We start from the raw sequence: 24405 nt of genomic DNA, 5'->3' as shown, positions 1-24405 counted from the left end.
CACGCCTCATCGGCGGAACGTTTGCTATTCTAGCACGTTCATCTCCGTTTGTCAAGCACTTTTTTGAGATTTTTTTCATCTCGTTTCGTGCCTGCCGCCGGGCCTCACGTTTTAGAATTTAGCTTTGTTATTCTATCACGCCGTTTCCGGTTTGTCAAGTGTTTTTTTTCGGAAACTTTTCAAGTCCGAACCGCAAACCCTTGCGCCCCAGCCGCCGTGTCAGACAGCTTTGTTAGATTACCACGCCCCTCCTTGTTTGTCAAGCGGTTTTTGACTTTTTTTCTCCTTTTTTGTAAAATACCGGCGAAACGCTTATAACCCGGTATGACCTCTGTGCAGTTCTTACAACGCCGTCCGCTTCCGCCCAAAGCAGCAGGCCGGTTTCCCGAAAGAAACCGGCCTGTGGGCGATCGTTTTTATTCCAAGGGCCCCGACACCACTACCAAGAAGGGCCCCTCCTCTTCCTCCGGCAGTTCCTCCTGCCGGTTCAGGGCTTCCAGCAGCGCCCTGTACTCTTCCCCATTCAGCTCATAACGCCATTCCACCGCGCTTTCCCATATTGGGGCGAATCCGTCCAGCAGTTCTCCCGCCTCTTCCCGGGTCAGATACAGCGTCTTCTCCGAGGCGGGGGGGCAGACGTGGAATTGCTCATCGTCCATCGCCGCCTCCGGGGCCGCTTCCGCCAGGGCCGCCTTCAGCGTCACTTCGTCGTTATAAAGCTCCGCCGCCTTCGACCGCGCTGCGGGGGCCGCCCGGACCGCTTCCTCCGGCATGTCCTCCGACGGGTCTTCCTTTGGTTCCGGAGCCGCCTGGGGGGCGATTCCCCCCCCTTCGCTTTCGATGACGCCGGTTATATCACAGGCGGCGTTCCCGGCAGGCGCGGCAGTATCTCCGCCGGGGCCGGTCCGCACCAAGACGACCAGGGCGCAGCAAGCCGCCAGGGCCGCCGCCGTGCCCAGCCAGCGCCGGACTCCCCGCCGCTTCATCTCCACAATTTTCCGCTCCCTGCCGGACGCCTCCCGGACCCGCTCCATCACGCCGCCGGCAAAGCCCTCCGGCACAACCGTCTCTTCCGCGTCCGGGAAGCACGCCCGGATGGCCAGCGCGTCGTCCACATAAGCTTGGCACCCGGGACACCCCGTCAGGTGATCCCCCACCCGTTTCATGTCCTCCGGCGCCAGCTCTCCGTCCACAAACAGGTCCAACAGGGCCGCGTATTCCTCACAGTATTTCATGAACGGCCCTCCTTTCCTGTCTCTTTAGACGGAGGCGGCGGAGAAAAGTTCCCCCGCGCCAGCAAAAAACTTCGCAGCTTTTTCCGCCCCCGGCTGATGCGGGACTTTACCGTCCCGATGTCCAGCTCCAGGGCCTTCCCAATCTCGTCATAGCGCAGCTGCTGGATCTCCCGCAGCACCAGCGCCGCCCGGTATTCCGGCGGCAGCGCCCGGAGCCCCTCCTCGATCTGCTCCCGCAGCTCCCGGCGCTCCGCCTCCTCCTGGGGGGACGGGATCGAAGCCGGAATATCCAGATTCAAATCCTCATCATCCAAGGATGCGTCCGCCTGCCGTTTCCCCTCCCGCCGGAGCAGGTCCACACAGGCGTTGGAGGCCAGCCGGTAGAGCCAGGTGGAAAAGCTGCTGTCCCCCCGGAAGCTCTTCAGTCCCTGCCAGGCCGCGAAAAACGCCTCCTGGGCGGCCTCGGCGGCGTCCTCCGGGTTCCGGCACATCCGCAGGGTCAGGGCCAGGACCCGTTTTTCATAGAGCCTCACCAGCTCCTCGAATGCCCCCTGGTCCCCCTCCCGGGCGGCGGCGATCCACCTTTGTTCCCGCAAGTCCGTCATAGCCGCCCCCCCTGTCCGTCCCGCAGGTCCCGCTTAATCCCCCGGGTCACCCGGTACACATCTTCTAATGTGTTCATCTGGACAATCTGCTCCTTATAATAATTGGCGTAGGGCACGCCCTTGAGATACCAGCAGTAATGCCGCCGGGCCTCCAGAACGGCCAACCGCTCTCCTTTATACTCCGCCGCCAGCTCGAACTGCCGCACCGCCAAATCGCACCGCTCCGCCAGGGGCGGCGGGGGCGGGACGGGCTCGCCCTCCAGCAGGGCCTTGGCCTGCCGGAAGAGCCACGGGTTTCCAAAACACCCCCGGCCAATCATGGCCATGTCCGCCTTGGTGTGCTGTAAAATGCGGGCCGCGTCCTCCGGCTTCCAGATGTCCCCGTTGGCGATGACGGGAATCGCCACGGCCTCTTTGACGGCCCGGATGCAGTTCCAGTCCGCCTGCCCGCCGTAGACCTGGGCCCGGGTCCGGCCATGGACCGCCACGGCGGAGGCTCCGGCCTCCTCCAGAACCTGGGCGAACTCCACGCAGTTGCAGCTTCCCAGGTCCCAGCCCCGGCGAAACTTCGCCGTCACCGGAACGGAGGGAAGCGCCCTCACCACGGCCTCCACAATGCGCCCCGCCTTCTCCGGGTCCTTCATCAGGGCCGCGCCGTCGCCGTTGTTGACAATTTTCCCCATGGGGCAGCCCATGTTGATATCCAGGATATCCGCCCCGGTGTACTCCATGGCGATTTGGGCGGCCTCCGCCATGCACACCGGGTCGCTGCCGAAGATCTGAACGGCGGCGGGGTGCTCCCCCGGAAACTGCCGCAGAAGGGAAAAGGTCTTCTTATCCTTATAGCAAAGGGCCTTGGAGGAGATCAGCTCCGTGCAGGTATAGCCCGCCCCCAGCTCCGCGCAGATCCGGCGGAAGGCCGCGTCGGTGACGCCGGCCATGGGGGCCAGCGCCAGCTTCGAGGGGATGGACACGTTTCCAATGTTCATAAGCCGGGCTCCTCTCTTCCGGAAGTTGTTTTGCCCTCGTATCATAGCATGATTTTTTAAAAATGTCTACGGCGGGGTTTTTCCAAAAAGACGGGAGCGGCTGTCCGCCGCCCCCGCCCGTTTCTCAAGCCTGCCGCCGCTGTTTCTGCCGTTTGTCAATCGCGCCCAGCGAGGACTCCCCCGCAAAGCGAAACAGCACATCGCGCATCACCTGCTCCGCCGTCCTGCCCGCGCCGCTTCCTACCTTTTTATAGAATTCATACAGGTAGTCCTCTATTTCGATCGAAGCCTTTCTCAATTCCATCACCTCCTTGCAATTTCCAGATAAAGGTATTATACATGCTATTAACATGTAATTCAATGTTTTTATCCCATTCCCAATAATTTCCTCAAATGCTATCATAATAGCGTCGAGGGGGTGACGGCTGTTTATGGATAGAAATAAGGAAGAATTCCGGGAGGAATTTCGTCTTTTGGGCTTGCGTATCGCCTATTATCGGCGGAAACTCGGCCTGACCCAGGATGAATTAGCCGACCAGCTCGGGTGCAGTTGGAGCTTCCTCAGCCAGCTAGAGGCCAATAACGGCAAGCGCATTCACGCGCCATCCCTCCTTCTGCTGTTCCGCATGGCCAAGCTCTTCGACATCCCCGTCACAAAATTATTTGAGGACTAATCCGCCGCCGGTTTCCGGCGGCATTTTTCTTTGCCGCATCCCCGGCGATCCCATTCCGCCCCTTATTCCGTTACCGTTTTGTAACCTTTTCCCGTTCCTTTCCTGAATCTTTTCCCGTCAATTCTTGTCCAATCGGGTCTAAAGTGGGGATAATCATGCTCCCAGAGCCCAAAAGGCTTGACAAAAGTGGGGATGAGGTGTATACTAAGCGCAGTTTTCCACTGGTAACAAAAGTTACAAGCCGTCTTTTCGCACGGGGCGGCCGCCCAATACTCCCCCGCGGGGACCGACACGGCGCTCCTCCGCCCCCTTCCGGGCGCGGTCCGGGGCCAAGGCTTTTTCAAAAGTCTGCCGTGAAATTACCTTATAGGAGGGTATCCAAGTGAACACCGACCAACGACCAAGCCTATTATACAGCCTGTGCAGGCGCGGCGGCATGCTGCTGTTCTGCCTGCTCGTCGCCACCGTCACCGGCCTTTCCGCCACCGGCTGGGCCGACTCCCTGTTTCTCATCACCGGGACGGAGGACGAGGCCGCCATCATCCTGGACCCCCAGCAGAAGGAGGCCCCGGACCTCTCTTCCCAAATGGTCTACGTCTCCAACGGCAGCCGGGGCTACGACATCACCTTGCAGGAAGACACCACCGTCACCGTCCGGCATGAGGGCTCCGCCGTCACCGTCCAGTCCCACAAGGAGAGCGTCTCCTCCCTGCTGGGCCGTCTCCACATCTACCCCAGCCCCCTGGAGATGATCGGCGTGAAGCTGTCGGAGAACAGCGTGGAGGTAAACGTCGCCTCCGAGCTGACCTATTACGATTACGTTACCGAGACCGCCCCCTTCTCCACCCAGCGGGTCGCCAACCCCGACATGCTGGAGGGCGAGGAGAAGGTGGTCCAGGAGGGGGCCGACGGCGTGCGCTCCTCTGTCTACGAGGTGGTCTGGTCCAACGGAGCCCAGCTCTCCCGCCAGTTTGTGGAGGAGCTGGACACCACCGCCGTGGACAAAATTGTGGAGTACGGCACCGCCAAGCCCAAGCCCAAGCCCTCCGAGGCCAAACAGGACCCGGACGGCATCCTGGCGGAGCACGGCGAAACCGGTGGAGGCATTGCCAACGTCTCCGAAAACGCCGACGGCAGCGGCACCTTGACCTTAAAGGACGGCACGGTGCTGAATTACTCCGGCGTCCGCTCCATGACCGCCACGGCCTACACCACGGGGCACGGCGGCGTGGGCACCCGCACCGCCAGCGGCACCGCCGTCCACGTAGGCTCCGTGGCCGTGGACAAGAGCGTCATCCCCCTGGGCACCCGGATGTATATCGTTGCCGGCGGAAACGTGGTTTACGGCCTGGCCGTGGCCGAGGATACCGGCGTCAAGGGCAGCAAGATAGACCTCTACTACGACACCTATGAGGAGTGCATCCAATTCGGCCGCCGCTCCTGCACCGTCTATATTCTGGAGTAACTTTTTCAGGAGGCTCCCGGCGAAAAGCCGGGAGCCCTCTCTCTTTCCCGAACCTTTTTGCGAAACCATCCCAAGCCGGGGGCGGAATTTTTCTGGGAACTGTCAATTTTGTCAATTGCGGTCCGGCCCGGAAACAGATACAATAGGTATGACCTATTCCGCCGGAGGTCCGGACTCCTTCCCGGAATCTTCATGATATCGAGGTGCATGGAATGAACACTCACACATCCCATACCAAGGCCATCCGCGCCCAGCTTCTGGCCGCCATGCGTACCGGCGAGTACGCCCAGCAGGAGCGTCTGCCCCGGGAGAGCGTTCTCTGCGTGAAGCTGGGCATCAGCCGCACCCAGCTGCGGGACATTCTGGCCTCCCTGGAGCGGGAGGGCTTCATCACCCGCCGCCACGGCGTGGGCACCGTCATCAACCGCCATGTGCTGGACGTACACACCCGGATGGACATCGAGGTGGAGTTCCTGGACATGATCCGGCAAAACGGCTTTACCCCGGCGGTGGCCTCCATCCGCTCCTGGGAGGAGCCGGCGGACGAAAAAACCGCCGCCCAGCTCCAGCTTCCGGAGGGGACCCCCATGCTCCGGGTCTCCCGCCTCTGCACCGCCGACGGCCGCCCCGCCATTTACTGCGAGGACGTCATTGAAAAGGCCCTCATCCGGGAGGACTACACGGAAGAGGACTTAAAGCCCCCCATCTTCCACTTCCTCCAGCGCTCCTGCGGCATTTTCCCCTACCTGGATTTGACGGACCTCCGGGCCGTCCCGGCGGACGAGAAGCTGGCGGAGGTTCTCCAGGTTCCCCTGGGCGCGCCCCTGCTGTATATGGAAGAGGTGGACTTCGACATCGACGGCAAGCCGGTGTTCTGCTCCGCCGAATACTTCGCCGACGGCATTTTCCGCCACACGGTTCTGCGAAAGAAACTGTAATTTGCAATTTGAAGGGAGACTTCACCATGAAAAAAGTAGCTGTGCTCATGGGTTCCGATTCCGACTGGCCGGTGGTCCGGTCCGCCTGCGCCCAGCTGGACGCCTTCGGCATCCCCTACGAGGCCCATATTATGAGCGCCCACCGCAGTCCCGCCCAGGTGGCGGAGTTCGCCTCCTACGCCCGGAAGAACGGCTTCGGCGTCATCATCTGCGCCGCCGGCATGGCCGCCCATCTTGCGGGGGCCGTGGCCGCCAACACCACCCTGCCCGTCATCGGCATCCCCATGAAGGGGGGCGCCCTGGACGGGCTGGACGCTTTATTAGCCACCGTGCAGATGCCCAGCGGCGTCCCCGTGGCCACCGTGGCCCTGAACGGGGCCAAGAACGCCGCCGTCCTGGCCGCCCAGATTCTGGCGGTGGAGGACAAAAACCTCGCCGCCTGGCTGGACGCCGCCCGCCGGGACATGGCCGCTCAAATCGAGGAAAAGGACGCCGCCTTACAGACGGAAATCTGACCCGTTCTCAATCAATTTCTATCTTACTTGACGGAGGAATTCGACATGCAAAAGCTGGAGCAGCTCTACGAGGGAAAGGCCAAGAAGGTCTTCAAAACCGACGACCCGAACCTGTACATCGTGGACTACAAGGACGACGCCACCGCCTTCAACGGCCTGAAAAAAGGCACCATCGCGGGCAAAGGCGTCATCAACAACCAAATGACCAACCGCTTCATGGCAAGGCTTGAAAAGGCCGGGGTCCCCACCCACTTCGTGGAGGAGCTCAGCCAGCGGGAAACCGTGGTCAAAAAAGTCTCCATCGTCCCCCTGGAGGTCATTATCCGCAACATCTCCGCCGGGTCCTTCGCCAAGCGCTACGGCGTGGAGGAGGGCATCGTCTTCGACGCGCCCACCATCGAGTTCTCCTATAAAAACGACGATTTGGGGGACCCCCTGCTGAACGAGTACCACGCCCTGGCCCTGAAGCTGGCCACAAAAGAGGAAATCGAAACCATCAAGCGCTACGCCTTCCAGGTCAACGACTTCCTCAAGGACTTCTGGGCCTCCTGCGGCGTGACCCTGGTGGACTTCAAGCTGGAATTCGGCCGTTTGGACGACGGAACCATCGTCCTGGCGGACGAGATCAGCCCCGACACCTGCCGCCTCTGGGACTCCAAGACCCATGAAAAGCTGGACAAGGACCGCTTCCGCCGGGATCTTGGCGGTGTGGAGGACGCCTACACCGAGGTCATGCGCCGGATGAACGAGGCGCTGTAAGTGGGTATCATCGGGGGGCCGGACGGCCCCACCGCGATTTTTGTCTCCACCACCCCCGCCGGGATCGCCGCCTTAGCGCTCCTGGCCGCGGCGGCGCTGGGGGCTGTACTTTGGATATTCCTGCGCAAGCGTAAAAAATAAGGAGGCTGCGAATGGGCGGATTTTTTGGCGCGATTTCAAAACGGGACGTGGTGCTGGACGTGTTCTTCGGCACGGACTACCACTCCCACCTGGGCACCCGCCGGGGCGGCATGGCCGTCTATGACGGGGACCGAACCGGCTTTCACCGGCAAATCCACAACATTGAGAACACCCCCTTCCGCACCAAGTTCGAGAAGGATCTGGCCGGATTCCGGGGCTGCTCCGGCATCGGCTGCATCAGCGACACGGACCCCCAGCCCCTGCTGATGCGCTCCCACCTGGGGCTGTACGCCATCTCCACCGTGGGCATCATCCAGAACGCCGAGGCCCTGGTGGACCGCTACTTCTCCGACCACGGCCACCAGTTCATGGCCATGAGCTCCGGCAAGGTCAACGCCACGGAGCTGGTGGCCTCCCTCATCAACCAGAAGGACGACCTGGTCACCGGCATCCGTTACGCCCAGGAGCAGATCGAGGGCTCCATGACCATCCTCATCCTCACAACCGAGGGCATCTACGCCGCCCGGGACCGCCTGGGCCGCCTGCCGGTGCTCATCGGCCAGAGCGGGGAGGGCTGCTGCGTCTCCTTCGAGTCCTTCGCCTACCACAAGCTGGGCTATCAGGACGCCTATGAGCTGGGCCCCCAGGAGATTGTGAAAATTACCCCCGAAGGCTGGGAGACCCTCTCCCCCGCGGGGAAGGACATGCGCATCTGCGCCTTTCTCTGGACCTACTACGGCTATCCCAATTCCTGCTACGAGGGGATGAATGTGGAGGTCATGCGCTACCGCAACGGCGAGATCATGGCCCGGGACGAGGTCCAGCGGGGCCAGCTCCCGAAGGTGGACTACGTGGCGGGGGTCCCGGACTCCGGCGTCCCCCACGCCATCGGCTTCGCCAACCGCAGCGGCAAGCCCTTCGCCCGGCCCTTCGTGAAGTACACCCCCACCTGGCCCCGGTCCTTCATGCCCGAGAGCCAGGATGTGCGGAACCAGGTGGCCAAGATGAAGCAGATCCCCGTCCCGGAGCTCATCAAGGGCAAGAAGCTCCTCTTCGTGGACGACTCCATCGTCCGGGGCACCCAGCTCCGGGAGACGGTGGAATTTCTCTATGAATCCGGCGCGGAGGAGGTTCACATGCGCTCCGCCTGTCCCCCCATCATGTACGGCTGCAAGTACCTGAACTTCTCCCGGAGCAATTCCGACATGGAGCTTCTCAGCCGGAAGACCGTCCAGGCCCTGGAGGGGGACGCGGGACAGGAGCACCTGGCGGAGTACGCCGACGCCTCCACGGAGCGGGGGCGGTGTATGCTCCAAACCATCTGCAAGGAGATGGGCTTCGACTCCCTGGGCTATCAATCCCTGGACGGTCTTTTAGAGGCCATCGGCATCGACAGGGACAAAATCTGTACGTACTGCTGGACGGGGAAGGAATGACAATCCGCGGAGACCGGCGCCCCCGGCGTCCCGTCCTCCGCAAATCCTTTCTTCCCCATAAACGGGCCGCCGGAGGCGGCGGCTCATACAAGGAGGTTCAACCATGGAAAACTCCCATTCCGCCGCATACGCCGCCGCCGGGGTGGACATCACCGCCGGGTACGAGGGCGTGCGGCTGATGAAGCCCTTTGTGGAGCGCACCAAAATCCCGGGGGCCGTCTCCGGCATCGGCGGCTTCGGCGGCCTCTTCGCCCCGGATTTCTCCGGCATGACGGAGCCCGTCCTGGTCTCCGGCACCGACGGCGTGGGCACCAAGCTGCGCCTGGCCCAGCTGCTGGACAAGCACGACACCATCGGCATCGACTGCGTGGCCATGTGCGTCAACGACATCATCTGCTGCGGCGCCCGGCCCCTCTTCTTCCTGGACTATATCGCCATCGGCAAAAACGAGGCGGAGAAAGTCGCCTCCATCGTCTCCGGCGTGGCGGAGGGCTGCGTCCAATCCGGCTGCGCCCTGATTGGCGGCGAGACCGCCGAGCACCCCGGCGTCATGGACCCCAACGACTATGACGTCGCGGGCTTCGCCGTGGGCATGGTGGACAAGCCCAAAATCATCGACGGAAGCCGGGTCCGGGAAGGGGACGCCCTCATCGGCCTGACCTCCTCCGGCATTCACTCCAACGGCTTTTCCCTGGTGCGGAAGGTTTTCGACATCGAGCGCACCGACCTGAAAGCCCCCATGGACGAGCTGGATGGCAAATCCTTGGGCGAGGTTCTGCTGGCCCCCACAAAAATCTATGTCAAGGCCGTCCAGGCCCTGCTGGACGGGGGAATCGGCCTCCGCGGAGCCAGCCACATCACCGGCGGCGGCTTCTTTGAAAACGTGCCCCGGATGCTGCCCAAGGGGCTGGGCGCGCGGATTGTGCCAAGCGCCATTCCCAGGCAGCCCATTTTCGACCTGATCCAAAAGCGGGGAGAGATCACGGACCACGACATGTACAACACCTTCAACATGGGCCTTGGCATGGTGCTGGCGGTACCCCCGGAACAGGCGGAGAAGGCTTTGGAGCTTTTGGCGGCGGCGGGAGAGCCGGACGCCGTCTGCGTTGGCTGCGTGTCGAAGGACTCCGGCGGCGTAACGCTTGACAACGCATGAGCAAGGCGAGAATCGCCGTCCTGGTCTCCGGCGGCGGAACGAATCTGGAGGCCCTTTTAAACGCCCAGGAGGCGGGCAGAATTCCCCATGGGGAAATCGTGCTGGTTCTCTCCAGCGCCGCCGGAGCCTATGCCCTGGAGCGGGCGAAAAACCACGGCGTGCCCGGCTTCGCCGTCCCCCGGAAGGGACGCACACAGGAGGAATTTGAGGCGGGGCTCACGGAAAAGCTCACCGCGTACCGGGCGGACATGATCGTCCTGGCGGGCTTCCTCTCCATCCTCTCGCCGGAGTTTGTGGGGCGCTGGCCGGAGCGCATTTTGAATGTCCACCCCGCCCTGATCCCCTCCTTCTGCGGCAAGGGGATGTACGGCCTGCGGGTCCACGAGGCGGCCCTTCATAAGGGCGTGAAGGTCACCGGAGCCACGGTGCACCTGGTCAATGAAATTCCCGACGGAGGACGCATCCTCCTGCAAAAGGCGGTGGAGGTGCTCCCCGGCGACACGCCGGAGGTCCTCCAGCGCCGGGTGATGGAACAAGCGGAGTGGGTGCTGCTGCCCCAGGCGGCGGAGCTTGTCGCCCAGGGCCTGGCCCGCTGACGGAAAGGAAGGTTTTACAATGGAACGCTCTCAGCTTCACGATTTCCACCCCCAGGACGGCCCCCTGGCCCGGGACATTCAGCCCCTGCTGTCCCGCTCCCGGCGGGAGCGCAGGCCCTGTGAGCGGGACGCTTTTATCGCCCTGCTTGCGGGCGTTCCCTCCCTTCGGAAGACTCCGGGCCTCCCGGAGGGTAACGGGGCGGACTGCTTCACCACCCTGCCCCTCTGCGCCACGGACGCCGGCGCCGCCCTCTGCCGGAATCACCTGAAATCCGTCTTCGGCATCACGGACAAGCAGAGCCTCCTGGCTTTCTGCGACCGGCAGTTCCACTGCCAGGACCACTACCTGGACTTTGAGGCCGTCTGGGAAGGCCGTCCCCTCTTTGACCTGGCCTCCTTAAAGCCTGACTCCGCCGGATTCTTCATCCGGATGCGGGACTTCTCCGCCCAGTTCTATCCCCTGATGGGCCATCTGGGCTATCTGGCCTGGGACATCAGCGAGCGGACGGGCCACCTCCGGGCGGCGCTGGCCTGCGGCCTTTTGACCCGGGAGGAGTTCGACGAGCTGGCCGAAGAGCAGATCGTCCAGGCCCAGGCCTTCCACAGCTGGGAGGAGTACGCCGCCAGCCTGGTCTGCGGCGCGCTGTATTGGGACTTCCGCCAGGGGACCGCCCTGCCGGATCTCCAGAAAGCCCAGCGGCTGTGGATGGATCTGGTGCGGACGCTGCTGGCCAACGACGCCGCCTGGGACAGCGGCTTCTGGTACACGCCCAGGCGGGAAAAGGAGTACCGCCTCTGGCCCTCGGAGATGAAGCTGTATCTTCCTAACTGGGAGGGGCCCAACGGCTGCTTTGTCACGGACCGCATCGCCGTGGACGGCTGTCCGGTGGGCTGGTGCTACCGGGAGGAACCGGAAACCAGCTTCCCCGACAGCGGCTGGCGCTTCTTCTCCGGCGACGAGAGCGAGGACTATATCGCCGACATCAGCCACACGGGAATCTACGACCTGAACACCGCCTGCAACCTGGACCCGGAGATCATCCCCCTGCTGACCGCCCCCTGCCGGAGCGCCTTCGTCCGGGAGAACGGGAAATTCCGCCCGGAGCCCTTTGAGCTGACAGAGGACTGACCACCATCAATACACATACAAAGGAGCGCGGACCATGAACGAGCTGGAACTGAAATACGGCTGCAACCCCAACCAGAAGCCCTCCCGCATCTTCATGAAGGACGGCGGGGACCTGCCCCTCACCGTCCTGAACGGCAAGCCCGGCTATATCAACTTCCTGGACGCCCTGAACTCCTGGCAGCTGGCCCGGGAGCTGAAGCAGGCCGCCGGCCTTCCCTCCGCCGCCAGCTTCAAGCACGTCTCCCCCGCCGGGGCCGCCGTGGGCCTGCCCCTCAGCGAGACGGACCGGAAGCTTTACTTCGTGGACCCCGGCGCGGACCTGAGCCCCATTGCCTGCGCCTACATCCGGGCCCGGGGGGCGGACCGGCTGTGCTCCTACGGCGACTGGGCGGCCCTTTCCGACGTGTGCGACGCCGCCACGGCCCAGTACCTCAAGGCCGAGGTCTCCGACGGCATCATCGCCCCCGGCTACACCGCCGAGGCCCTGGAGATTCTGAAATGTAAGAAAAAGGGCGGCTACAACGTGGTCCAAATCGACCCGGATTACACCCCCGCCCCCCAGGAGTACAAGGACGTTTTCGGCGTCACCTTCCAGCAGGGCCGGAACGAATATAAAATCGACGCTTCCCTGCTGAGCGGCATTGTCACGAAAAGCCACGTCCTCCCCGACGCGGTGAAGACGGATATGATGGTGGCCCTCATCACCCTGAAATACACCCAGTCCAACTCCGTCTGCTACGTGAAGGACGGACAGGCCATCGGCGTGGGCGCGGGCCAGCAGAGCCGCATCCACTGCACCCGCCTGGCGGGCGCCAAAGCGGACAACTGGTGGCTCCGCCAGCACCCCCAGGTCCTGGCCCTGCCCTTTTTGGAAAACATCCGCCGCCCGGACCGGGACAACGCCATCGACGTATACCTCTCCGACGAGTGGGAGGACCTGCTGGCGGACGGTGAATGGCAGCGGGTCTTCCAAGAGCGCCCCCAGCCCCTGACGGCGGCGGAGAAAAAGGCCTGGATCGCCAGGCAGAGCGGCGTCACCTGCGGCTCCGACGCGTTCTTCCCCTTCGGGGACAACGTGGAGCGGGCCCGGAAGAGCGGCGTGGAGTACATTGTCCAGCCCGGCGGCAGCATCCGGGACGACCATGTCATCCAGACCGCCGACAAATACGGCATGACCATGTGCTTCACCGGAATGCGCTTATTCCACCATTGAGGAGGCTTTCCATGAACTTACTCGTCGTCGGCGGCGGAGGCCGCGAACACGCGATCATAAAGAAATTAAAGGAAAATCCCCAGGCAGAAACCATCTACGCCCTCCCCGGCAACGGCGGCATCTCCGCCGACGCGGTGTGCGTCCCGGAGATCGGGGCCAAGGACGTCGAGCAAATCGTGCGCTTCGCCAAGTCCCATGCCATCGATTTCGCCGTGGTGGCCCCGGACGACCCCCTGGCCCTGGGCTGCGTGGACCGGCTCCACGAGGCGGGAATCCCCTGCTTCGGCCCCGAGGCCAAGGCCGCCCGTATCGAGGCCAGCAAGGTCTTTTCCAAGAACCTGATGAAGAAATACGGCATCCCCACCGCCCGGTATGAGGTCTTCGATGATCCCGCCAAGGCCCTGGCCTATTTGAAAACCGCCTCCTTCCCCATCGTGGTCAAGGCCGACGGCCTGGCCCTGGGCAAGGGCGTGCTGATCCCCCAGAATCTCCAGGAGGCGGAGGCCGCCGTGAAGTCCATTATGGAGGACAAGGCCTTCGGCGACTCCGGCAACGAAATTGTCATTGAGGAGTTCCTGACGGGCCCGGAGGTCAGCGTTCTGGCCTTCACCGACGGAACCGCCATCGCCCCCATGGTCTCCTCCATGGACCACAAGCGGGCCGGGGACGGCGACACGGGCCTGAACACCGGCGGCATGGGCACCGTGGCCCCAAACCCCTGCTACACGCCGGAGACGGCGGCGGAGTGCATGGAGAAGATTTTCCTCCCCACCCTGGCCGCCATGCGGGCGGAGGGCTGTCCCTTCAAGGGCTGTTTGTATTTTGGGCTGATGATGACCCCCGACGGGCCCAAGGTCATCGAATACAACTGCCGCTTCGGCGACCCGGAGACCCAGGTGGTCCTCCCCCTGCTGAAAACGGATCTGCTGACGGTCATGCAGGCCGTGGAGAACGAAACCCTGGGGGACCTGACGGTCGAGTGGCACGGCGGCGCCGCCGCCTGCGTCATTCTGGCCTCCGGCGGCTATCCCGGCAGCTATGAAAAGGGGAAGGAGCTCTCCATCCCGGAGGACCTCCCCGAAAACGTCACCGTCTACCACGCCGGAGACCAGCTGTCCGGCGGGAAGCTGGTGACCAGCGGCGGCCGGGTTCTGGGCGTCACCGCCGCCGGGGACACCCTGGAAGCCGCTTTGAAGGACGCCTACGCCGCCGCGAATCGCATCGGGTTCGAGGGGAAATACCTGCGGCACGACATCGGACGGCGGGCCCTCCGGGCCCTGGAGGGCTGAACATGGTAAGACGCGTATACGCAGAAAAAAAGCCCGCCCTCCGGCTGGAGGCCCAGGGGCTTTTAACGGAGCTCCGGACCATCCTGGGCGTCTCCGCCCTCACCGGCCTCCGGCTGGTGAACCGCTACGACGTGGAAAACCTTTCGGAGGAGGTCTTCCAAAGGGCCAAGTCCATCGTCTTCTCCGAACCCCAGGTGGACCTCATTTATGAGGAGAGCTTCCCCCTGCCGGAGGGCCCCCACGCCGTCCTGGCGGTGGAGGCCCTGCCGGGGCAGTTCGACCAGCGGGCGGACTCCGCCGCCCAGTGCGTCCAGCTCATGGCGGGGGTGGACCGCCCCCTGGTGTCGTATGCCAAGGTGTATCTCTTGGAAGGGGCTCTCACCCCAGCGGATCTCAAAAAAATCAAGGGCTACGTCATCAATCCCGTGGAGAGCCGGGAGGCTTCCCTGGAAAAGCCGGAGACCCTGGCCCGCACCCATGCCGCCCCCCGCCGGGTGGAGACCCTGGCGGGCTTCACCGCCATGGACGCCGCGGCCCTTCAGGCCCTGCTGGAGAAGCTGGGCCTGGCCATGGATTTAGACGATCTGGCATTCCTCCAGGGCTATTTCCGGGACACGGAGAAGCGGGACCCCACCATCACGGAGGTCCGGGTGGTGGACACCTACTGGTCCGACCACTGCCGCCACACCACCTTCTCCGCCCACTTAAGCGGCGGAGAAATCGAGGACCCGAATGTCAAGCACGCCTATTACCACTACCTGAAGCTGCGCAGCGAGGTCTACGGCGAGAAGGCCAAGGACCGTCCCGAAACCCTGATGGACATCGCCACCATCGCGGCCAAGGCCCTGAAAAAGCGGGGCCTCCTCCCCGAGCTGGACGAGAGCGAGGAGATCAACGCCTGTTCCATCCACGTCCCCGCCCTGGTGGACGGGAAAACCCAGGACTGGCTGCTGATGTTCAAAAACGAGACTCACAACCACCCCACGGAGATCGAGCCCTTCGGCGGCGCGGCCACCTGCATCGGCGGCTGCATCCGGGACCCCCTGTCCGGCCGGGCCTATGTCCATCAGGCCATGCGCCTCACCGGCTGCGGCGATCCCCGGACGCCTATTGAAAAGACCCTGCCCGGCAAGCTCCCCCAGCGGAAGCTCTGCCAGACGGCGGCGGCGGGCTATTCCTCCTACGGAAACCAAATCGGCCTGGCCACCGGGCATGTCGCCGAGGTCTACCACCCGGGCTACGTCGCCAAGCATTTGGAGGCCGGCGCGGTCGTCGGCGCGGCCCCGGCGGAAAACGTCCGGCGGGAGCGCCCCGCCCCCGGGGACGTGGTCGTCCTCCTGGGGGGCCGCACGGGCCGGGACGGCATCGGCGGGGCCACCGGCTCCTCCAAGAGCCACAACCAAAAATCCCTCCAAACCATGGCCAGCGAGGTCCAGAAGGGCAACGCCCCGGAGGAGCGGAAAATCCAGCGCCTCTTCCGGGACGGGAAGGTCACCCGCCTCATCAAGCGGTGCAACGACTTCGGCGCGGGCGGCGTATCCGTCGCCATCGGCGAGCTGGCGGACGGCCTGACCATCGACCTGGACGCGGTGCGGAAGAAATACGACGGCCTGGACGGCACGGAGCTTGCCATCTCCGAGAGCCAGGAGCGCATGGCGGTGGTGGTGTCCCCCGAGGACGCGGAAGCCTTCATCGCCGCCGCCAGGGCGGAAAACCTGGAGGCTTATCAGGTGGCCGTGGTGACGGCGGAGCCCCGCATGGTCATGCACTGGCAAGGGGAAACCATTGTCAGCCTGAGCCGGGAGTTCCTGAACTCCAACGGCGCGGTGAAGCACGCCGGCGTTTCCGTGCCGGATGTGGACAGAAAAACCCATTCCCCCTTCCAGCCAGCCGGAGCCTCAGACCTGCGAAGCATGGCCTCCAGTCTCAAGAGCGCCAGCCGCCGGGGACTGGTGGAGCGGTTTGACAGCACCATTGGCGCGGGCAGCGTCACTATGCCCTACGGCGGCAGGACCCAGCGGACCCCCGCCCAGTCCATGACCGCCCTTCTCCCGGTCCTCCCGGGCCAGGAGACGGAACAGGCCAGCGTCATGGCCTGGGCCTGCGACCCGGAGAGGCTTTCCGCCTATCCCTACCGGGGGGCCTACGACGCTGTGACTACTTCCATCGCCAAGCTGGTAGCCGCCGGCGCGGACTACAAAACCGCCTATCTGACCTTGCAGGAGTATTTCGAAAAGCTCCGCCAGGACCCGGACCGCTGGGGCAAGCCCTTCGCCGCCCTCCTGGGAGCCATGGAGGCCCAGATGGATTACGGCGCGGCGGCCATCGGCGGCAAGGACTCTATGTCCGGCTCCTTCCTGGACCTGGACGTACCGCCCACGCTGATCTCCTTCGCCATCGCCCCCATCCAGGCGGGAGATGTGATTACCCCCGAGTTCAAGGAAGCGGGCCACCCGGTGTACCTCTTCCAGCCCGACGGCAGCGCACAGGATCAGCGGGCGGCCTGGGCGGAGTTCCTCCGCCTCCACCGGAAGGGGAAGATTGCCGCCGCCTGGGCAGTGGAAAACGGAATGGCCGAGGCGGTCATGAAGATGTCCTTCGGCAACCGGATCGGGTTCAAGGGGATGAGCCAAAACAGCCCTGTATGGTATACCTCCCGCTCCGGGGCCATCATTGCGGAGCTGACCGAGGACATCGGTAACTGTCACCCAGACGGCTTTTGCGGGAAAATCGGCCATACCATCACCGAACCGGTGATTACGATCGGGACTGATTCCGCCTCAATTGACGAATTGTTATCGCTGAACGAGGCCGTCCTGGCGGACGTGTATCCTACCCGGACCCCCGTGGAGGGCAACGCCCCTGTTCTGGACTGCCCCGCCTTCACCCGGCCCGTTCCCAAGATTGGCGCGGCGAAGCCCAAGGTCCTGATTCCCGTCTTCCCCGGCACCAACTGCGAATACGACAGCGCCCGGGCCGCTCAGAGGGCGGGCCTGGAGACGGAAATCTTCGTCATTAACAACCAGTCCGCTAAGGACGTATCCGAATCCGCCGCCGCCTTCGCCCGGAAGCTCCGGGAAAGCCGGATCCTCTTCCTTCCCGGCGGCTTCTCCGGCGGCGACGAGCCCGACGGCTCCGGCAAGTTCATCACGGCCTTCCTCCGGGGGCCGGAAACCTCCGAGGCGGTGATGGATCTGCTGAAAAACCGGGACGGCCTGGCTCTTGGCATCTGCAACGGCTTCCAGGCCCTCATTAAACTGGGCCTCGTCCCCTATGGCGAAATCCGGGATACGGACGAGACCTGCCCCACCCTCTCCTTCAATTGCCTGGGGCGGCACCAGTCCAAAATTGTAAACACCCGCGTGGTCTCCAACAAATCCCCCTGGCTGGCCCGGGTGAATCCCGGCGAGGTTTACGCCGTCCCCATCTCCCACGGGGAGGGCCGCTTCCTCTGCGCCCCGGAGCTTTTAAAAGCCCTGGCGGAAAACGGGCAGATCGCCACCCAGTACGCGGATTTGGAGGGCCTGCCCACCATGGACCCGGACTTCAACCCCAACGGCTCCGCCTGGGCGGTGGAGGGCGTCACCTCTCCCGACGGACGGGTTTTCGGCAAGATGGGCCACGCCGAGCGCATCGGCCCGGGGCTGTACCGGAACGTCCCCGGCGAGTATGACCTCCAGCTTTTCCAGGCCGCCAGGGATTACTTCGCCGTTCTCTGAGGAAGAAGGGCGGACACGCGGGTCCGCCCCTGTTCTCCCTCCCCTTTCTGTTCCTGCGCGCCGCCGGGGCTTGACAAACCGCCCCCCATCGTGTATACTGCGTAAAATTTATAGAAATGAGGTGTTCGTCATGGCCTACTTTTTCTCCGAGCCCTCCCATACCTTCAGCGAGTACCTGCTGGTCCCCGGATACTCCTCCGCCGAGTGCGTCCCCGCCAACGTAACCCTGAAAACCCCGGTGGTGAAGTTCAAACGCGGCGAGGAGTGCCCCCTGACCATGAACGTGCCCATGGTTTCCGCCGTCATGCAGGCGGTTTCCGGCGAGCAGATGGGCATCGGCCTTGCCAAGGAGGGCGGCATCGCCTTCATCTTCGTCTCCCAGCCCGTGGAACAGCAGGCGGAAATGGTCCGCCGGGTGAAAAACCACAAGGCGGGCTTTGTCACCAGCGATTCCAATCTGCGGATCGGGGACACCCTGGCGGACGTGCTGGCCCTGAAAGAGCGCTCCGGCCACTCCACCATGGCCGTCACCGACGACGGCACCGGCACGGGAAAGCTCCTGGGCCTTGTCACCAGCCGGGACTACCGGGTCAGCCGCCTGGACCCCGCCACCCCCGTGACGGACTTTATGACCCCCTTTGAGAAGCTCATCTACGCCCCCGAGGGCACCAGCCTGAAAGAGGCCAACGACATCATCTGGGACCGGAAGCTCAACGCCCTGCCCATCGTCTCTCCGGACGGGCATCTGGCCAGCTTCGTCTTCCGCAAGGACTACGACTCCCACAAGGGCAACCCCCTGGAGCTGCTGGACGACCAGAAGCGCTATGTGGTGGGCGCGGGCATCAACACCCGGGACTACGCGGAGCGGGTCCCCGCCCTGGTGGACGCCGGGGTGGACGTGCTGGTTATCGACTCCTCCGAGGGCTACTCCGAATGGCAGGCCCGGACCCTGCAATGGATTCGGGAGCGCTACGGCGACACGGTAAAAGTGGGCGCGGGCAACGTAGTGGACGGCGAGGGCTTCCGCTTCCTGGCGGACGCCGGGGCGGACTTCGTGAAAATCGGCATCGGCGGCGGCTCCATCTGCATCACCCGGGAGACCAAGGGCATCGGCCGGGGCCAGGCCACGGCGGTCATCGACGTGGCGGCGGCGCGGGACAAGTATTTTGAGGAAACCGGCGTTTACGTCCCCATCTGCGCCGACGGCGGCATTGTGCAGGACTACCACATCACCCTGGCCCTGGCCATGGGCGCGGACTTCTGCATGCTGGGCCGGTACTTCTCCCGGTTCGACGAGAGCCCCACCAGCAAAATCCTCATTGGCGGCAGCTATATGAAGGAGTACTGGGGCGAGGGCAGCGCCCGGGCCCGGAACTGGCAGCGCTACGACCTGGGCGGCGCGGCGAAGCTCTCCTTTGAGGAGGGCGTGGACTCCTACGTCCCCTATGCCGGAGCCCTGGCGGACGGCATGGCCACGACGCTGGCGAAGATCCGCTCCACCATGTGCAACTGCGGCGCGCTGACGATTCCCGAGCTCCGGGAGAAAGCCAAGCTGACCCTTGTCAGCTCCGTTTCCATTGTGGAGGGCGGGGCGCACGACGTGCTCCTCAAGGACTCCGCTGGAGCGGTGGGGAGAAATTAAAAAAGAAGGTCCGCCTCCATGGGAGGCGGGCCTTTTCCCTTATTCAGGTATGTTCATCATAGTACACCCAGGTAAAGAAATCCGTAACCAGCGAGATGAAAAACGCCGCCATCAGCCCCAGGCCCACGTAAATCAGGGTTTCCTGCCCCGTCGTCTTTCCCCAGGCAATCAGCACCAGCTCCGCCGCCAGGAACGCAATCTGACTGATACAGTACGCCTGGCTTCTGGATTTCAGCTTCACCAGCCGGTTCCGTTCGTCCCATTCCTCCACCTTGTCCTCCCGGGACCACTTGGGGGACAGGCTCCGAAGGACCCCGGCCCCGCCCAGGAGCAGCAAAGGCCCCACCAGCGCGCCGTCGTGCCAGTCAAAGCCCTGCAAAGCGCCCCGCACCAGGTTCAGCGCCCCCAAAAACAGGGCGAAGAGGCCAAAGGCAAAGTTCTTCTTATGATAGATTTTCATGACAAATCCTCTCCTTCAAGCAAGTCTTTCCATACGCGGCCGCGCCAATGGCCGGGCAGCCGCCTCTTATGGCAAATCCTCATACTTCCGGTCCTCCCATTCCCGATTTTCCCGAAGACAGCAAAGCTCCTCCACCGTCACACCAAAGACCTCCGCCATCCGATAGGCCAGCATCAGCGACGGGCTGTACTGCTCTTTCTCAATGGAAATGATGGTCCGCGCCGAGACATGAACCCGCTCCGCCAGCTGCTGCTGGGTCATGCCCGCGGCGGTCCGCAGCTCCTTCACCTTTGTTTTCACGCCATCCCTCCCGCATGTGAAGTCCGCTTCTTATGAAGCCAGCTTCATATTACCACAATGTTTGTTCCTCGTCAAGAGAAAGCATGAAGTTCCCTTCATATTTTTTCATGAAAGGAGCCCCCGGCCGGCGCCGGGGGCTTTTCCCGCTCTCTTACAATCTCTTCCAGGCCGCTCCGCCCTTCACGTCGGTGACCTCAATGCCCTGCCGCTTAAGCTCGTCGCGAATCCGGTCCGCCTCGGCAAAGTTCTTCGCCTTCTTCGCCTCATAGCGGGCCAGCACCTTGGCGTCAATCTCCGGGTCTCCCTCGCCGGTGATCACATAGTCCCCGCCGCCGCTCTGGACCGCCTGGGCCGCCTTCTCCCGGAGGGCCGCCGCCTTCTCCAAAAGGCTCATGGACAGCACCTTGTCGAACTCCCCGATGACGGCCAGCTTGGTGGCGTCATTGGTCTTGGCTTTCAGCGCGTCGAAGACCGCCGTCACCGCCATGGAGGTATTCAGGTCGTTCCCCACCTGCTGGAGGAACTTCTCCCGATACTCGCCGAACACCGCCGGGTCCACGTCCCCCTCGGGCTTCAGCGCCGCGACGCGGTTCAGCAGCTTCGTATAAGCCGCCGCCGCGTTGTCCAAGTTCTCCCAGGTGAACACCAGGGTCTTCCGGTAGTGGCTCTGGAGGCAGAACCAGCGGTAGGCCAGGGGGTCATACCCCTTCTCCTCCAGCAAAGAGACGGTCAAAAACTCCCCCTTGGACTTGGACATCTTCCCCGCCGGGTCGTTCAGGTGGTGGACATGGAACCACTGGGGGCACCAGGGATGGCCCAGGTAGCTCTCCGACTGGGCAATCTCGTTGGTGTGGTGGGGGAAGGCGTTGTCCACGCCGCCGCAGTGGAGGTCCAGGTATTCCCCGTTGTACTTCATGGAGATGCCGGAGCACTCAATGTGCCAGCCGGGATAGCCCACGCCCCAGGGGGAGTCCCACTTGAGGGCCTGGTCCTCAAATTTGGACTTGGTGAACCAGAGCACAAAGTCGTTTTTGTTCCGCTTGTTGGAGTCCTCCTCCACGCCCTCCCGGACGCCCACGGCCAGATCGTCCTCGTCGTGGTCGTTGAAAATGTAGTAGCGTTCCAGCTTGGAACTGTCGAAGTACACATTTCCTCCCGCCAGATAGGCGTACCCGGTGTCCACCAGCTTGGAGATGATTTTGATATACTCGTCGATGCACCCGGTGGCGGGCTGGACCACATCGGGGGTCTTGATGTTCAGCTTCCGGCAGTCGTCAAAGAAGGCGTCGGTGTAGAATTTGGCGATGTCCATCACCGTCTTGTTCTCCCTCTTGGCCCCCTTGAGCATTTTGTCCTCTCCGGTGTCGGCGTCGCTGGAAAGGTGCCCCACGTCCGTGATGTTCATGACCCGGTTCACGTCGTACCCGGCGAAGCGGAGATACTTCTCCAGCACGTCCTCCATGATATAGCTCCGGAGGTTCCCGATGTGGGCGAAGTGGTACACCGTCGGGCCGCAGGTATACATTTCCACCCGGCCGGGGGTGTGGGTTTTGAATTCTTCTTTCTTGTGGGTCGCGGAATTATAAAGATACATAAGAAAGCTCCTCCTTATTTTTATTCGTGCAGCTCCAAGGGCAGCCCGTCCGGGTCGCGGAAAAAGGTCATCCGCCTTTCGCTGTAAGGGTCCCAGCGAACGGGCTCACAGGGGATTCCCCGGGCCTCCAAGTCCCGGACGGCCTCTTCGATATTCTCCACCCGGAAGGCCAGATGCCGCAGGCCCCGGGCCTCCGGGTAGCTGGGCCGCTCCGGCGCGCCGGGGATGGCGAAAATCTCCAGCTCTCCGTCCCCGAATTTCAAATCCAGCTTCCAGTCTCCCCGCTCCTCCCGGAAGTTCTCCCGGAGCACCGGAAAGCCCAGCTTCTCCACGTAGAATTCCCGGGCCCTTTGGTAATCCGAGACGATGATCGCCACATGGTGCATTCGTTCCAGCCGCATACGCGCGCCTCCTTTTCCCGCCCGTTAAGCGGGCTGCCTCCGGCGGGCCTTCTCCCCGTCCGCCAAGGTCCGCTCCAGCGCCTCCACCTGCCGGGCCAGCCGTTCCAGCTCCTCCCGCACCGGGTCCTGGACGCTGATCTGGTCCACATCATCGGCGTAGTACACGGGGCAGCCGTTCACCCGGACAATCCGGGCGGGGACGCCCACGGCGGTGGAGCCCGGCGGCACCTCCCGCAGCACCACCGCCCCGGCGGCGATGCGGGCGTTGTCCCCCACCTTGAAGGGGCCCAGCACCCGGGCCCCGGAGCCCACCATCACGTTGTTCCCCAGGGTGGGGTGGCGCTTTCCCTGGTCCTTCCCGGTGCCTCCCAGGGTCACCCCCTGGTAGAGCAGGCAGTCGTCCCCAATCTCGGCAGTCTCGCCGATGACAATGCCCATCCCGTGGTCGATGACCAGCCGCCGCCCGATGGTGGCGCCGGGATGAATCTCAATGCCGGTCGTGTTCCGGGCGTGCTGGGAGATCCAGCGGGCCAGGAAATACCGGCGGCGGAGATACAGCCAGTGGGCCGCCCGGTGCCACAGCAGCGCGTGCACCCCGGGGTAGAGCAGGAAGATCTCCAGCTTGCTCCGGGCCGCGGGGTCCCGGCGCTGGTAGGCGGCCAGCAAGCCGCCCAGGCGAGTCAAATACATCCAACATCACTCCTTGCCGGGCCGGGAGGAAGTGAAAAGCGCCTCCCGTACCGAAGTACGAGAGGCGACGAATCGCGGTTCCACTCTCATTTATCACTCAAGGGGCCCTTGACGGGGGCCGGGCGGAGGGTCTCCCCTCCCGCTCACGGACGCACTTCGCGGCTCCCTCCGCAGGCGCGCTTGCAGCCGGTGACGCGCCCTCTCTGTTCTTCGGGTAAGCCGTTACTCTTTCCGATCATCGCGGTATTCACTTGACTCTTTTAGTATATTAGCAAGACTCGCCCGCCGTGTCAAGTTTTTTCAGTCCTCACACTTCAGCTGATAGCCCAGCTCCTGGACCTTCTGCCGGATCTGCTCCTGCCGGACGCCGGTGGAATCATAGTCCACCGCCACGCAGCCCCGGCCGCTGAGGCTGACGGAGGTGACGCCGGGCAGCATGTCCAGCCCCTGCTTTAAAAGCTTCTCGTCGTGCTTGTCCCCGGCGTTCTCCAGGGAAAAATAGGTGCTCAAACGGGCCATGGGAATCGCTCCTTCCAAACGTTTGGACTAGCTTTCCCCAAGGGCGTTTTTTCATTCCAAGCGAATATGAAACCGGCGCTCAGCCCTTCTCCTCCGGCTTCTTTTCCAGCCGGGCGGCCAGCTCGTTCAGCTCCGCCCCCGTCTGGTCCAGGGCCCGGGGCAGCTGGCTGAGCATCACCTCAATTTTGCGCAGCTCGCTGTTCACATGGCCCGCCGTGGATTCAAAGGCGCTCACCAGCCGCTGGTACCGGTCCTGGAACTCCCCCACCGTCCGGCGGGTCTGGGCGGCGGCCTCTTCCTCCAAATCGTCGGCCCGCTTCCGGGCCTCGCACTCAATGGCCCCCAGGCGCTCCCGGAACCGGGCGTACGCCTCCGCGTCGGGCTTGAGGGCGTCCCGCTCCGCCGTGAGCCGGGCCGCCTCCTGCTCCAGGGCCCGCAGGGGCTCCAAGTCCGCCCGGACGGCGGCTTCCGTCTCCAGCTTCTCCCGGAGGCGGTCCCGCTGCTCCGTCAGCTCCTCCACCTGGACCCGGAGGCGGTCCAGCTCCTCCATCTGGTCCGCCGCCTGCCTGTGGAGCATTTCGTTCTCCGCCTCCAGCTCCCGCTGGGCGGCGGCGGCCTTTTCCGAGGACTGTTCCAAATACCGCACCACGTCCTGCTTGTCAAACCCGCCGAAGGCCACGCTTTTAAAGGAATAACTCTCCATAAGGCCACCGCTTCCTCTCAAAATTTCCCCTTGATTCTACCACAGGCGGCGGCGTTTTACAAGGGGCATCCTTTTTATTCCAGCGCCGCCTGAAAAACCGGAGGGGCCGGCGCCGCGGAGGGCGGGATTTCCCCTCCTCCCCTTTTTCGCTCCGCCCGCCCCGTTGACAAGCGGGGGGCCAAATGATAATATGACAGGGTATATGCGGTCCGGCGGACGGACAGAACGAAAGAATAG

25 protein-coding genes are annotated in these 24405 nt (G+C 63.5%); 14 read left to right on the top strand and 11 right to left on the bottom strand.

Annotated elements, in window-relative coordinates; all coding sequences use genetic code 11:
• Positions 1 to 416: 416 nt before the first annotated feature.
• The 4 genes from Q1M04_RS09520 to Q1M04_RS09505 all read right to left on the bottom strand — a co-directional run bounded on the left by Q1M04_RS09520 (position 417) and on the right by Q1M04_RS09505 (position 3127).
• Positions 417 to 1235 carry an anti-sigma factor gene (locus tag Q1M04_RS09520; RefSeq protein ID WP_297293637.1) on the bottom strand — a complete coding sequence of 273 codons (819 nt, stop codon included), beginning with the start codon at positions 1233 to 1235 and terminating at the stop codon, positions 417 to 419.
• Entirely contained in the window at positions 1232 to 1840 is a 609-nt protein-coding gene (locus Q1M04_RS09515; protein ID WP_297999763.1) for an RNA polymerase sigma factor, read from the bottom strand. The genes Q1M04_RS09520 and Q1M04_RS09515 overlap by 4 nt, the downstream gene beginning before the upstream one ends.
• Positions 1837 to 2829, bottom strand: a complete 993-nt coding sequence (gene dusB, locus Q1M04_RS09510; protein WP_297293635.1) for a tRNA dihydrouridine synthase DusB — start codon at positions 2827 to 2829, stop codon at positions 1837 to 1839. The genes Q1M04_RS09515 and dusB overlap by 4 nt, the downstream gene beginning before the upstream one ends.
• A 124-nt stretch (positions 2830 to 2953) precedes the next feature.
• Positions 2954 to 3127 carry a hypothetical protein gene (locus tag Q1M04_RS09505; RefSeq protein ID WP_300345918.1) on the bottom strand — a complete coding sequence of 58 codons (174 nt, stop codon included), beginning with the start codon at positions 3125 to 3127 and terminating at the stop codon, positions 2954 to 2956.
• Between the two features lie 133 nt (positions 3128 to 3260).
• Here Q1M04_RS09505 and Q1M04_RS09500 point away from each other — a divergent pair, with 133 nt between their 5' ends.
• From Q1M04_RS09500 to Q1M04_RS09435, 14 genes are all read left to right on the top strand, one after another.
• Positions 3261 to 3503 carry a helix-turn-helix domain-containing protein gene (locus Q1M04_RS09500; protein WP_297301247.1) on the top strand — a complete coding sequence of 81 codons (243 nt, stop codon included), beginning with the start codon at positions 3261 to 3263 and terminating at the stop codon, positions 3501 to 3503.
• 382 nt (positions 3504 to 3885) lie between these two features.
• Positions 3886 to 4968, top strand: a complete 1083-nt coding sequence (locus Q1M04_RS09495) for a G5 and 3D domain-containing protein (RefSeq protein WP_297999766.1) — start codon at positions 3886 to 3888, stop codon at positions 4966 to 4968.
• A 212-nt stretch (positions 4969 to 5180) separates the two neighbouring features.
• Positions 5181 to 5906, top strand: a complete 726-nt coding sequence (locus Q1M04_RS09490; protein WP_297999768.1) for a GntR family transcriptional regulator — start codon at positions 5181 to 5183, stop codon at positions 5904 to 5906.
• A 26-nt stretch (positions 5907 to 5932) separates the two neighbouring features.
• Entirely contained in the window at positions 5933 to 6421 is a 489-nt protein-coding gene (purE, locus tag Q1M04_RS09485; protein WP_297999769.1) for a 5-(carboxyamino)imidazole ribonucleotide mutase, read from the top strand.
• 45 nt (positions 6422 to 6466) lie between these two features.
• Positions 6467 to 7180, top strand: a complete 714-nt coding sequence (purC, locus tag Q1M04_RS09480) for a phosphoribosylaminoimidazolesuccinocarboxamide synthase (RefSeq protein WP_297999772.1) — start codon at positions 6467 to 6469, stop codon at positions 7178 to 7180.
• Entirely contained in the window at positions 7181 to 7321 is a 141-nt protein-coding gene (locus Q1M04_RS09475; RefSeq protein ID WP_204789137.1) for a hypothetical protein, read from the top strand.
• An 11-nt stretch (positions 7322 to 7332) separates the two neighbouring features.
• Entirely contained in the window at positions 7333 to 8757 is a 1425-nt protein-coding gene (locus Q1M04_RS09470) for an amidophosphoribosyltransferase (RefSeq protein WP_297999774.1), read from the top strand.
• Positions 8758 to 8860: 103 nt separating this feature from the next.
• On the top strand, positions 8861 to 9913 hold the full coding sequence (gene purM, locus Q1M04_RS09465; RefSeq protein WP_300345917.1) for a phosphoribosylformylglycinamidine cyclo-ligase: 1053 nt from the start codon (positions 8861 to 8863) through the stop codon (positions 9911 to 9913).
• Entirely contained in the window at positions 9910 to 10509 is a 600-nt protein-coding gene (gene purN / locus Q1M04_RS09460; protein ID WP_293280626.1) for a phosphoribosylglycinamide formyltransferase, read from the top strand. The genes purM and purN overlap by 4 nt, the downstream gene beginning before the upstream one ends.
• Before the next feature lie 19 nt (positions 10510 to 10528).
• On the top strand, positions 10529 to 11638 hold the full coding sequence (locus Q1M04_RS09455; protein ID WP_297999853.1) for a DUF2185 domain-containing protein: 1110 nt from the start codon (positions 10529 to 10531) through the stop codon (positions 11636 to 11638).
• 34 nt (positions 11639 to 11672) lie between these two features.
• The gene (locus tag Q1M04_RS09450; RefSeq protein ID WP_297999850.1) at positions 11673 to 12851 is read left to right on the top strand and encodes a phosphoribosylaminoimidazolecarboxamide formyltransferase; all 1179 of its coding nucleotides are present in this window, start codon (positions 11673 to 11675) and stop codon (positions 12849 to 12851) included.
• 11 nt (positions 12852 to 12862) lie between these two features.
• Positions 12863 to 14140, top strand: a complete 1278-nt coding sequence (purD, locus tag Q1M04_RS09445) for a phosphoribosylamine--glycine ligase (protein ID WP_293280623.1) — start codon at positions 12863 to 12865, stop codon at positions 14138 to 14140.
• A 2-nt stretch (positions 14141 to 14142) separates the two neighbouring features.
• The gene (locus Q1M04_RS09440) at positions 14143 to 17859 is read left to right on the top strand and encodes a phosphoribosylformylglycinamidine synthase (protein WP_300345916.1); all 3717 of its coding nucleotides are present in this window, start codon (positions 14143 to 14145) and stop codon (positions 17857 to 17859) included.
• Positions 17860 to 17989: 130 nt separating this feature from the next.
• Entirely contained in the window at positions 17990 to 19501 is a 1512-nt protein-coding gene (locus tag Q1M04_RS09435) for an IMP dehydrogenase (RefSeq protein WP_297998560.1), read from the top strand.
• A gap of 43 nt (positions 19502 to 19544) precedes the next feature.
• Here the strand turns inward: Q1M04_RS09435 and Q1M04_RS09430 are convergent, their stop codons facing one another.
• The 7 genes from Q1M04_RS09430 to Q1M04_RS09400 form a co-directional block, all read right to left on the bottom strand.
• Positions 19545 to 19961 carry a hypothetical protein gene (locus tag Q1M04_RS09430; RefSeq protein ID WP_295757253.1) on the bottom strand — a complete coding sequence of 139 codons (417 nt, stop codon included), beginning with the start codon at positions 19959 to 19961 and terminating at the stop codon, positions 19545 to 19547.
• Positions 19962 to 20027: 66 nt separating this feature from the next.
• On the bottom strand, positions 20028 to 20261 hold the full coding sequence (locus tag Q1M04_RS09425; protein ID WP_204789146.1) for a helix-turn-helix transcriptional regulator: 234 nt from the start codon (positions 20259 to 20261) through the stop codon (positions 20028 to 20030).
• Between the two features lie 151 nt (positions 20262 to 20412).
• Positions 20413 to 21855, bottom strand: a complete 1443-nt coding sequence (gene cysS / locus Q1M04_RS09420) for a cysteine--tRNA ligase (RefSeq protein WP_297998558.1) — start codon at positions 21853 to 21855, stop codon at positions 20413 to 20415.
• A 20-nt stretch (positions 21856 to 21875) separates the two neighbouring features.
• Entirely contained in the window at positions 21876 to 22256 is a 381-nt protein-coding gene (locus Q1M04_RS09415; protein WP_297998556.1) for a VOC family protein, read from the bottom strand.
• A 24-nt stretch (positions 22257 to 22280) separates the two neighbouring features.
• A complete protein-coding gene (gene epsC, locus Q1M04_RS09410) occupies positions 22281 to 22946 on the bottom strand; it encodes a serine O-acetyltransferase EpsC (RefSeq protein ID WP_297998554.1) in 666 nt (221 codons plus the stop codon).
• 300 nt (positions 22947 to 23246) lie between these two features.
• Entirely contained in the window at positions 23247 to 23465 is a 219-nt protein-coding gene (locus tag Q1M04_RS09405) for a heavy-metal-associated domain-containing protein (RefSeq protein ID WP_293279767.1), read from the bottom strand.
• Between the two features lie 79 nt (positions 23466 to 23544).
• A complete protein-coding gene (locus tag Q1M04_RS09400; protein WP_297998551.1) occupies positions 23545 to 24168 on the bottom strand; it encodes a hypothetical protein in 624 nt (207 codons plus the stop codon).
• Between the last annotated feature and the right edge of the window lie 237 nt (positions 24169 to 24405).

The organism is uncultured Oscillibacter sp., from assembly GCF_950073225.1.
Lineage (GTDB): Bacteria > Bacillota > Clostridia > Oscillospirales > Oscillospiraceae > Oscillibacter.
Note: the sequence above shows the minus strand (reverse complement) of the source record. Positions and strands in the feature narration are given on the sequence as shown.